Annotated in this window: 10 protein-coding genes; 1 reads left to right on the forward strand and 9 read right to left on the reverse strand. The window is 40.2% G+C overall.

The window, feature by feature from the left end:
• Positions 1-14 precede the first annotated feature (14 nt).
• Positions 15-3,053, reverse strand: a complete 3,039-nt coding sequence (locus AC2JBO_RS24135; protein ID WP_496956172.1) for an ATP-binding protein — start codon at positions 3,051-3,053, stop codon at positions 15-17.
• Complete coding sequence (locus AC2JBO_RS24140; protein ID WP_496956173.1) at positions 3,043-4,104, reverse strand: response regulator; 1,062 nt, start codon at positions 4,102-4,104, stop codon at positions 3,043-3,045. Before AC2JBO_RS24140 ends, AC2JBO_RS24135 begins: the two co-directional genes overlap by 11 nt.
• A gap of 329 nt (positions 4,105-4,433) precedes the next feature.
• On the opposite strand from AC2JBO_RS24140, the gene AC2JBO_RS24145 reads away from it, so the two are divergent.
• Positions 4,434-4,583, forward strand: a complete 150-nt coding sequence (locus tag AC2JBO_RS24145; protein WP_496956174.1) for a PsaJ protein — start codon at positions 4,434-4,436, stop codon at positions 4,581-4,583.
• Between the two features lie 226 nt (positions 4,584-4,809).
• On the opposite strand, the gene minE is transcribed toward AC2JBO_RS24145, so the two are convergent.
• From minE to AC2JBO_RS24180, 7 genes are all read right to left on the reverse strand, one after another.
• Positions 4,810-5,109 (reverse strand): cell division topological specificity factor MinE, encoded by a 300-nt coding sequence (gene minE, locus AC2JBO_RS24150; RefSeq protein ID WP_496956181.1) that lies wholly within the window; start codon positions 5,107-5,109, stop codon positions 4,810-4,812.
• Between the two features lie 32 nt (positions 5,110-5,141).
• Complete coding sequence (minD, locus tag AC2JBO_RS24155) at positions 5,142-5,948, reverse strand: septum site-determining protein MinD (protein ID WP_496956175.1); 807 nt, start codon at positions 5,946-5,948, stop codon at positions 5,142-5,144.
• A gap of 126 nt (positions 5,949-6,074) precedes the next feature.
• Complete coding sequence (gene minC / locus AC2JBO_RS24160; protein ID WP_496956182.1) at positions 6,075-6,959, reverse strand: septum site-determining protein MinC; 885 nt, start codon at positions 6,957-6,959, stop codon at positions 6,075-6,077.
• A gap of 604 nt (positions 6,960-7,563) precedes the next feature.
• Complete coding sequence (locus AC2JBO_RS24165) at positions 7,564-8,886, reverse strand: four-carbon acid sugar kinase family protein (protein ID WP_496956176.1); 1,323 nt, start codon at positions 8,884-8,886, stop codon at positions 7,564-7,566.
• Positions 8,887-8,893: 7 nt separating this feature from the next.
• Positions 8,894-9,559: a hypothetical protein gene (locus AC2JBO_RS24170; RefSeq protein ID WP_496956177.1), complete on the reverse strand. Its 666-nt coding sequence runs from the start codon at positions 9,557-9,559 to the stop codon at positions 8,894-8,896.
• A 353-nt stretch (positions 9,560-9,912) separates the two neighbouring features.
• Entirely contained in the window at positions 9,913-10,179 is a 267-nt protein-coding gene (locus AC2JBO_RS24175) for a hypothetical protein (RefSeq protein ID WP_496956178.1), read from the reverse strand.
• 223 nt (positions 10,180-10,402) lie between these two features.
• Complete coding sequence (locus tag AC2JBO_RS24180; protein WP_496956179.1) at positions 10,403-10,591, reverse strand: hypothetical protein; 189 nt, start codon at positions 10,589-10,591, stop codon at positions 10,403-10,405.
• Positions 10,592-10,682 lie beyond the last annotated feature (91 nt).

The raw sequence follows: 10,682 nt of genomic DNA on the forward strand, positions 1-10,682 counted from the left end.
TTCAAATTGTCGTTTTACCCCAATGGCAGCTTGACTGTAAACGTTGCCCCTTGCTCAAGCCCATCACTTGCTGCCTCAATTGTACCTCTATGTAGTTCAACAAGTTGATGAGCAATTGCCAGTCCTAGTCCCAGTCCCCCTGGCGAGTGTCTGCTAGGAACTTCTGCCTGGGTAAAGCGCTTGAAGACATAAGGGAGAAAGTTGGCACCAATTCCAATTCCAGTGTTGCTAATCTTAATAGTAGCCCAAGAGCCAACAATGAAGAGATGAACTTTAATACTTCCTCCTAAGGGTGTAAATTTGATGGCGTTACCTAATAATTTTGAAAAAATTTGTTGCAAACGATAACAGTCACCTAAAACATAAATATCCTGATTCTGTAACGTTTGTATAATTTGAATTCCCTTAGCCTTAGCATCGCTTGATATTTTATAAATCTCTTCGTTAATAATATTCGTGAGGTTAACACGATGATTATCTAAGCAGACTTTACCTGAGAGAATACTTGAGATATCAAGCAAATCCTCAATCAGCTTTGCCTGATTTTTAGCATTGCGTTCAATTGTATCTAAAGCACGCAAAGCTGTAGCAGAATCAAGTTGGTTTGAACGTAGTAAGCGAGTCCAGCCAAGGATAGCAGTTAAGGGAGCATGAAGTTCGTGTGTAACCGTTGCTAAAAACTCATCCTTCATGCGATTAGAAGATAACTCATTACGTAGACGCACCATTTGTAAATGAGAATCTACGCGCGCTAGGAGTTCCTGGGCAGAAAACGGCTTAATTAAATAGTCATCAGCTCCTGCTTGCAAACCTTCGACTACCGCTTCTTCCCCTGCACGAGCCGAAAGTAAAATAATCGGTATACTTTTTGTATCTGAATTAGCACGTAATGCATTTAGTAATTGAAAACCTTCTAAAATCGGCATCATTACATCAGTAAGTACCAAATCAGGCACCTGCTTTTTAACAGCAGCTAATGCTTCAGTACCATTTGCAACTGAGATTACCTCATATCGCCTACTCAGCAAACGCTTCACGTAGTCACGCATATCAGCGTTATCATCAACTAATAAAATCAGTGATGAGTGCTGTGTGCTGTGTGCTGAGTAGTTTTTTTGTTCTTTGTCAGCACTCAGCACTTTCAACTCAGCACTTTCAGAGACGCACTGCTGCGCTTCCTCTACGTGGGGGGTAACATAATTTAAGGTTGATGCGTGTGTGTGTTTGTTACTAATTTGATTATTTGGCAAATGTGATGAGCCAGTGGGCAGCGTTACTATAAATGTTGTTCCCTTACCTAACAAACTCTCCACGTTTACAGTACCGCCATGTAAGTACACGAGTTCTTGTACTAAAGCTAGCCCAATACCCGACCCTTCATAACTCCTTGCTTGCGTGGAGCGTACACGGTAAAAGCGCTCGAAAATTCTGGGTAACTCTTCAGGAGAAATGCCACATCCTGTATCCCGTACTTTTAACTCTACCTTGTCATCAATTAGGTGCAATGAAATAGCTATTTCACCTTTTAAGGTAAACTTAAACGCATTGGAGATTAAGTTCAAAACAATTTTTTCCCACATTTCGCTATTTACATACACAGGAAAACTTAAAGGTGGACAATCTACAATTAGTTGTAATCCTACTGTTTCAATAGCTGAACGAAATACTGATGCTAGCTCAGTTGTAAATGCAGCTAAATTGCTTGGCTCATAAACGGCTTGTACCCCGTCAGCTTCGATTCGACAGAAGTCTAGTAAGGTATTGACAAGTTTAAGCAGTCTAATCGAGTTTCGCTGGACAATATTAAGCTGTTCGCGCTGTTCGTTCGTTAGTGCGCCGTATGTTTCAGTAAGTACTTGCTCAAGTGGATCGAGCATTAAAGTTAGAGGAGTGCGAAATTCGTGGCTGACGTTGTTAAAAAAAGTTGTCTTCGCGCGGTCTAGCTCTGCTAATGCTTCTGCACGCTGGCGTTCTTCCTCATTAAGGTGCGCCGACGCTAGAGCAGCCGCTATACTTCCCGCCACTAGTTCTAAAAAGTCGCGGTAGGAATTATCGAACGCACGAAAGGGGCTAATACCTGCTACCAAAAACCCAAAGGGGCGTTGTTCTCTTAATTGAGTGAGCGGCAAAACCAGTGCGGCATTCGGTAAATCTGTATTTCCCAGTAAAGTAACACTGGGGAGATACGTGCCAAATTGATTTTTGAGGTTACAGACTAACTCAGAAACACCAGTGCTTGCAACTTTTGCTAAGAGCCAAGGCGCCCCAGTCGCTTGGGGGTCGTCCAATTCAACTCTTGATTGGCTTACCGGTAGGTTTAACTCAACGCCAGTTGTAGCGCTTAAGTGTGCCCGTAACCCTTCGGTATCAAGTAGATAAAGCAGTGTAAAAGCAATATCTAGGCTCGCGCTTTCTAAAACTTTCGCAGAAGAGCAACAAACGTCATGGGCAGTATGAGCTGCTCTTAGTCGTGTTCCTAAATCGTTTAACGTTCGTAGCCGTCGTGTACTAATGACTTGTGCCGTTGTTTCAATCACGGGATGGAAAATACCAGCAACCTTACCTGTCTCATCGCGGATAGGATTAAATGAAAAAGTAAAGTAAGTTTCCTCAAGGTATCCGTTGCGGTTAAGAACCTGTAAGTGATTTTCAAGATAGGTAGATTGTCCTGTCTTTTGAACGTCTTCAAACATAGGACGCAAAACGTGCCAAATTTCTAACCAGTTATCCTGCGTTGGACGCCCCATTGATTGGGGATGTTTGGCACCCAAAATTGGTCTATAGGCGTCGTTGTAGAGTTGTATCAACTCTTGCCCCCATATTACACAAAGGGGAAATGTTGACGATAAGCACATATTCATGATTATTCGCAAACTTTGATCCCAAGACTCAACCCGACCCAACGGCGTCTGCAACCAATCATGTGAGCGCATCAAGGCGCCCATCTCGCCACCCCCATAGAACATATTTTCTTCAAGAGCGCTTTTCTTACTTTCGGTTGAGCTATCCATAAAGTAATTAAAATTAGAAATTAAAAGTTTTTCATTTTTCATTTTTTATTTTTACTTGAGCGAGCTGCGCGACCATTGCTACTAACTCCCTTGGCTCTGCTAATTTATGTAAATGCGATTGAAAACCTGCTTTTATTGCCTTAGCTCGGTCTTCTGCTAAATAAGCAGTTAAGGCAGCAGTGGGAATTTGCCACCCTTTCTCTGCTTCTATTGCTTTAACTTTTTGAATTAAAGCATAACCATCTTCGTCAGGCATTCTGATATCACTTAATATTACGTCAGGGCGCGATTGCTCCAACTCTCTTATTGCTTGAGCAACTGTTGCAACTGCTGTTACGGACATTCCATGTTGCTCTAATACTACGGTAATAAACTCGCGCGCGTCGGTTTCGTCGTCTACAAATAATACTTGTAAGCCATCAAGCGAACGAGGAATTTCTACCGCAGTTGCTGCCTCTGGCAGCAACTGCGGCGAATTTACGTGTTGTAATTGTTGTAAATTATGCTGTTTGTATTTAGTTACATTACGTATACTGATTCTTAATGAATGTGTCAATTTCTTTAAGTCGCGGATAGGTGTTAACATGAGTGAGGCATCAAAAGGTTCACCACCGCGCGGACACATAGATACTTCCCACTCTTCTATAAAATTTATAGAAGGCAACTGGTTTAGTTTAGTACGAAAAACCGAGCGCTCTTTTTCAACGACAAAATTAATTAATGGTTTGTTAACCAGAAAGTCCTGTGAGATGTTAAATAATGCAGCAGCAGCACGGTTTCCTGTCAGAATCATTCCTTGAACATCCGTTAGCAAATAAGCATCTGGTGCAAATTGAAACAGGTCGTAATAAAGCTGACGTTCTCTTGCTAGATAATTATTTTGCCCTAGTAATTCTTCAGTTGTTACCTCCATTAGCTCTAAGCTAGTCTGCCTTTCTTCGTCATACAATTGGAGGTTTGCTAGAGAGACAGCGAGTTCCTCCATTACCTGACTTGCTTGTTGCTGTTGTGTTGACGTTGAAATAATATACCCGTATAGTGCATCTATCTGCTGGCGGATAATTTGGATATAAGTTGTAAATTCTTCGCTCACAATAAATTTGCTTATATATAAAGATTTGTAAAGATGCTGGGCAAATGTAAACGCTTGCTCTTGTGTTTAATTTTAACAATATTCAACAATAATTGTACACAGCAGTCTAAAGAGTGATTATTGGGTTTGCAATAGATATATTTATATATAAAAATATATCAAAAGATAAAGATTTCACTCACGGCGAAAGTTAGAGGTAACGCAAATAGTGAATAGGTAGCCTAGATATTGTAAATCTAGTATCTAATTCAATGCTTGAGATATTTATTTTTGTAAACAATTTTTGTAAACAATTATACGAAATTTCCGCATTTAATTAGGGAGGTATTATGCAAAATACAGACCAACAAAAAAGATTCTTTTCGCGCTATTTATCTTTGGCGCCTGTTTTAGCTGTAGTTTCGGTATCAGTGGCTTTTACTATTTGGACTTTTTTTAATAACTTCTTTCCTGATCTTTTGTTCCATCCTTTACCTTAAGATTTAATCCCCCAACCCCTCGCGTGGAAGCCTACCGTGTACACATATCTTTTTATCATTCTTATGTTCCTTTCCTTCGCGTACTTTGCGTACTTTGCGGTTTGTTAAAGAATTAACCGCAAAGCGCGCAAAGACGCAAAGAAAGAGAAGAAAGGTGACTTTTAGAGACTTGTGTCTACACAGTAGCGCGTGGAAGGGGGGCTAAGAATAGTAATATTTTATTAAGCTAAACTTTCTCGCTCTTGGCTTCTTCTTCGGAAGTAGATTCTTTGACTCTACGGATGGGTAAATTCGCAATCAAAGCGGTTGTGCGTTGATTGCTTTCTAAGGTGAATTCTAAACCATCCGTTTCTACTTCCACATAGCGGCAAACAATTTCTAGGATTTCTTGCCGCATCTTCTCTACTATTTGAGGACTTAAATCAGCGCGGTCGTGAGCGATTACCAGTTGTAGGCGACGTTTGACTTCACTACGACTGGTATCGTTATTACGAGAAAAAAGACGTTCTATAAATTCGAGAATCATTGCAGCCAGAAAGTGCAAGGGTGGAAGTAGCGTTAAATAATCTTTGTCCACAACAACTTGCGGAGGCGGGCAAAGATATTTTCATGGGGCGAGTCAAGGTCAAGGAACTCGACCGTTTCGCCTTCTAATCTACGAACGATGTTTTCAAACGCCGTCGCTGCTAAAGAAGGTGTCTCGGATAATACAAGAGGCTCGCCACGATTGGTTGAGACAATTACGCGCTCATCGTCAGGGATTACACCAATTAAAGGAATTGCTAGTAGTTCCTGAACATCCTGTACTGACATCATATCATTTGCCCGCACCATTGCTGGGCGAATGCGATTGATAATCAAATGCGCGCGCTTTACACCCTGTGCTTCTAATAAACCAACCACACGGTCGGCATCACGAACCGCAGAAATTTCTGGAGTTGTGACAATTAAAGCTTCCTTTGCTGGTGCAATCGCATTTTTAAACCCGTTTTCGATACCAGCAGGACTATCAATAATTACATACTGATACTTTTGTGCTAATGCATTGACCAATAGCTTCATTTGGTCGGGTGTTACCGCTTCTTTGCTACGGTTTTGTGCAGCAGGTAGAAGTACAAGATTCGGTTGACGTTTGTCTTTTACCAAAGCTTGTTCCAACCGACACTCGCGTGCCAATACCTCAACCGCTGTATAAACAATACGGTTTTCCAAGCCAAGGAGCAAATCGAGATTTCGCAGACCAAAATCAGCGTCTACCAGTGCTACTTGGCGCCCCATCTTAGCTATCGCCATCCCTAAATTAGCTGAAACCGTGGTTTTACCCACTCCTCCTTTGCCGGAGGTAATTACAATAATCCGAGTCATGATCAAAGCGCGCTTAATTTAAGACTCAAAAATATACCGAAGTATGAATAAAAAGTATAAAGCAAGAAGCACGAAGCATAATCATTAAGTATTAATTTTTTACCTGTTGATTATCCTTCTCTTCTCTTATTGTTCTATTTTTAATGGCTGTTGATTAATTTTACTTAATCTGGAGAAATCAGCAGCTTTCGCAATATGAATTACTCCTGATGTTATATATGCCACTTCGGGATGAAATTGTGTAAGTGTTTTTTCCGGCGCCCGTGCCACAGCATCGGCAATACGTAGCTGTGTTGGTTCCATTTGTAAGGCCATAATTAAACACTCACTGTTGCCATTAACACCAGCATGAGCCACTCCACGGAGACGACCCCAAACCAAAATATCGCCCGAAGCAACTACAATACCACCAGGATTCACATCTCCCAAAATAATTACAGTCCCAGGATGACGAATTTCTACACCCGAACGAATTGTCATCTCCATGTATAACGGTTCTGCTAGAGGAGTAACATCTGATTTTTCCTTGTCTGAAGAAAAAGAAATTCTGGGTTGTAATTGAAGTTGTTCAACTGAATAACCTGCTGTCACAGCAGCTATCGCTGTTTGTCTTCGACTTGTAGCTACAGATTTTAACTGGAGTTCTACCTCTTTCAAAGATTCGGCAAGTTCCTGAAGTTGTCTTGCATCGAGCAATCTGTCACCCGCAACTAAATGTACATTAGTATTAGCTACACGCAGACGGTCTCCACCATTTAAACGTTGTTTTAACTGTTGCCAAATTTCTGACCAACTATATTCGGAAATACTGGATTGCAATTCTTTAGGTAAAATAATTACAAGTCGTTCAGCTTCGGTTTTAAACTGTACCTGAATATTGCGGTTTGGAACGGGTTTTGGTAAAGAATCCAGAGACGTTATATCTTCATCTAAGTTTGAAATAATACCTAATTCTACAGATGTTTCAGTAGATAATTCCGCTTTTTCTTCATTATAACCATCATCTGGCATTTCAGTACTACCAGGAATAGGTAGTTGTTTTTGCTCGAATACTGAGGGAAGGTTTGTAGAAGAAATACTCTCAGAAAGACTATTTTCTTTATAGGTATTTTCAGGAATACTAGTTTGCAGAAGTTCAGTATTTTGAGGAGAAGTATTTAATTGTTGATTTGGATTTGATGGTACTCTTGTATTCAAGTCTTCATCAGAATTTACATCATTAGTCATCCTTACCTCAATATCATCAAGTGGTAAATCTACTTTATACTCAGCAACTGGGGTAGACAGGTATGTAGGGATACTTGTTTCCACAACTATGGTATTTTCCTCCAACTCTTCGTGGTTGGATATAAGTGTTTCAGAGTTTGCCAAACTAGAGATAAAGTGATTACCATCATCAACAGTTGGATTAGAGATGAAATGCAGGACTGTATCAACTTCCGCATCGGGAAGAATCGGATTTATATCAGTATCAAATTCCTTTTGATTAACTTGTGCTGGTTCAAAATTATTAGGATTTGATTCTAGATTTGGGGTAGCAGAATCATAAGTCATATAACACCAGCCAAAAAACGCTCTTGTTAAATTTTAGGGATATCCTGTTACTAGCATATTATTAAGAGGCGCCTTTGGTTAATCTTTGGTAAACTGTAGCTAAAGCCGAATCATCACCGACATTACCAGGAAACAACACAACTGGTAGGTTTGGGAATCGCGGATGGTCGCTTGGAGTTGTTACCATAGAGCAACCTGCTAAAATTTGACCAAGTAACCGTGCGGATGTTAAAGCTAAACCGTTGCTAAGAACATCATTCGACGTAATTCCACCTTTACTGATTAAAAATCCAATATCTTCGGGTAAACCTCGAACTATATCCATTAGTAAATTGGAAACTTTGGTGCCAAAGTCTAATCGAGTCTTAACGTCAGGGAAGGTGAGTTCAGTACGACTAGTATATATTACAGGAGTTTTGCCTTCAGAGTGTACGGTGCCTATAGCTAGTAGAGTATCAGATAAAAGTCCTGCTTCGTTACCATTATTAATTAATTTTGCTACATCTATTTCAATCCCTGTAATACCTTCAGCTTGTAATAATTTTTCTAATTGCTGAGTTGTCTTTTTAACATGTGACCCCACAATAACAGCACCAGGTTTACCGTAACGTACATACTGTGCCATATCTTGGGCGCCGATTGGTTGTGGTGGTAAAGCAGCGAGTGCGGTTAATATGCTGGCAGCACTGCGAAACAAAAAGCGTTTTCCCTGACTTGCTGCGGATAAAATATCTTGGGCAAACTTATTTAAGTCAGCTTGAGTTTCACCATCGATAACTCCACAGTGATTATTATGAAGATTCATTAAGCGCTCTTTACTGCCTGCACGAATATCAGATAGTAAAAATCTTTCTACAGAATCTTCTGGTATTCTGCCTTTGGTTTTTTCTTCAACGTACTTGGGTAAATAACTATAACTATAAGCAAATACCGAATCGCGCGCAAATTCGGTTTCATGTACTGGAGTGGGAACCCCATCAATAATCAAATAATGTATACTGTCACGGGTAATGCGTCCACCTTCAAAAAATGCAGGTACTAAAAAGTGAGCATCAAAGGGGCCAAGTTCAGAGGCAATAACGTCGGTTTCGATAGGGTAATGTCCGCGTAATGTAGAATCAGAACGACTGACGACTAAGAAATCTTGAATTTTTTCTGCCTCAATGGCAATTTTGAGATTATGACAAACTTCTTTTGTAACCTCGGTAGCAGCTTCGGGAGTTAAAGACCGAGTATTAGTTAACACAAAAAATATCGGTGAATCATCGCGCAAACCGAGACGTAAAGTGTCCACATCCCAGCGCATCAAAAGCAAGCAACTGTGGACAGTTTGCGAACCAGTTGGGTCATCATCGAGAACAATTATTTTAGGTTTAGTGGTCATTTTTTACTCAACGCTGCGACTGTAGTTTTCTAATTTCTGCTTGCACGTCGATAGCAATCTGTAATGATTGATTAAGAAGTTGAGCGTATTCGCTCGCTTCTGTACTAACTTGCAAAGCTTGCAGGTTAGAGAGATTATTTATAGATAATTCTTGATTATTGGCAAGCAATTCTTTATTATCTCGCAAAATACGTTCTGTTTTTAACGCGCGTACCAAATCTTCGCGAATTAGCTGTAGTCCTGATATAACTTTTTCCCTGTCTTCGATATGTGAAGTTTTATTTCCTGATGTTGCTAGTTGGTCGCTAATATCGATTGATTGAATTACTGCGTGGTATCTATCAACTTCATCTAAAAGCACTGTTACTACTTTTGGACATGTTTTTAGGCGCCAGAACCAGCGTCCAAATAGTACTAATATTGGTACAAAGATTAGTAAAGTGATTCCTATAGGTATAGATGTACCGATTGTGGGTAATATTAGAAAAGCATAAATAAATCCGACTATAAGCGGGGTTAAGGCTAAAGCTATCATTAGCTCGTTGCCAATAAATCCTAAGCGTTTGTTTTTATCCCGCATTATTGAGGGTCGAAACACCTCATCCGGGTCAAACCCTGTTAAACGTCTGAGTTCTCCCTTACTAATTTCTAAACCGAGTAAATCTGTTTCCACGATATTTTTCCGCTTCTTGGCACATTTATTTTAATTGGAAAAAGGTTGCGTATAGAGATTAGCTCTATTCACAACCCAGGTATAATGCTTGGATGCATGAGGATGCACCTTAATCACTTACGTACTGTAGGGATGCGATACACGCACTTGTTCGCGCGTCGCATCTATTAAGCAACTACATGAGCAAAGATATTATTTCGTGAAGACTGGCAACGGATGCAACGGATGTAACGGATAAAGATCGAGACCGTAGCATAGGCGTCCCGCCTGTGCAGTAATATTTGGGGAGTCAGTAATTTTTACCACAGAGAACATAGAGAAGAAAACTAAGATAGATTTATGATCGGTGCCATCTATAGAGTTAATTCCAGTAAAAAATAATTGCTTGTAGATTTAGGCGCCTGAATCCTTACACAGTGATATAAAAGTGAAAGCTGTTGTTCTAATTGTACTAGCTCGTTCGCATCATTTCTGTAAGTTGCACTAGTCACTTTATTTAAAGGAACTGCACGTAGGGTTTGTAATGCTTGGTTAATACGCATTTGTAAAAGTATACTCCGCAGCGCATAAATAGCAATTCGCGCGCGGTCATCATTCATTGCTTCAATAAGCACTCTCATACCATCAGGACTATCTAAGTGTGGAAGTGCGTGTAATGCAGCATCGCGAAGTGCTAATTTCGGATTATCATGACTTGCTAATTGTAGTAACGAAGTTGGTTGTACTGCTGGAAGTGCTGCTAGTTGCCTGATGACATATAGTAAGGTTGGAATATCGCGCTCATCGTCTTGAGTAACTTCTTCGAGAGTTTTTTGAAAAATCTCTTGCTGTTGTGTAGTCCAGCTATAAAAACCATTTGTTAAAGGTAATATAAAACGAGTTTTGCCAGTACTGAAGGGAAAAGTCGCCTTGTTCTAATGCGTTTAATGTCTGGGTAATTTCAGAGTTGGTGTTTGCTTGGCGCCCAAGCTCTATTATTTGGCGTACTCTTTGTTGGTATGTTTGTGGTTGTAGTTTTGGTTGTTGGGTCATTTTTATTTTCTTGTGGAATGGGCAAGGATGCCATTGGTGTCAAGTTAAGGTTGGCGCCCATACGTCAACGATAGGTTTTGTGATGAACGAG

Source organism: Calothrix sp. CBUCES-K 9914, assembly GCF_059640475.1.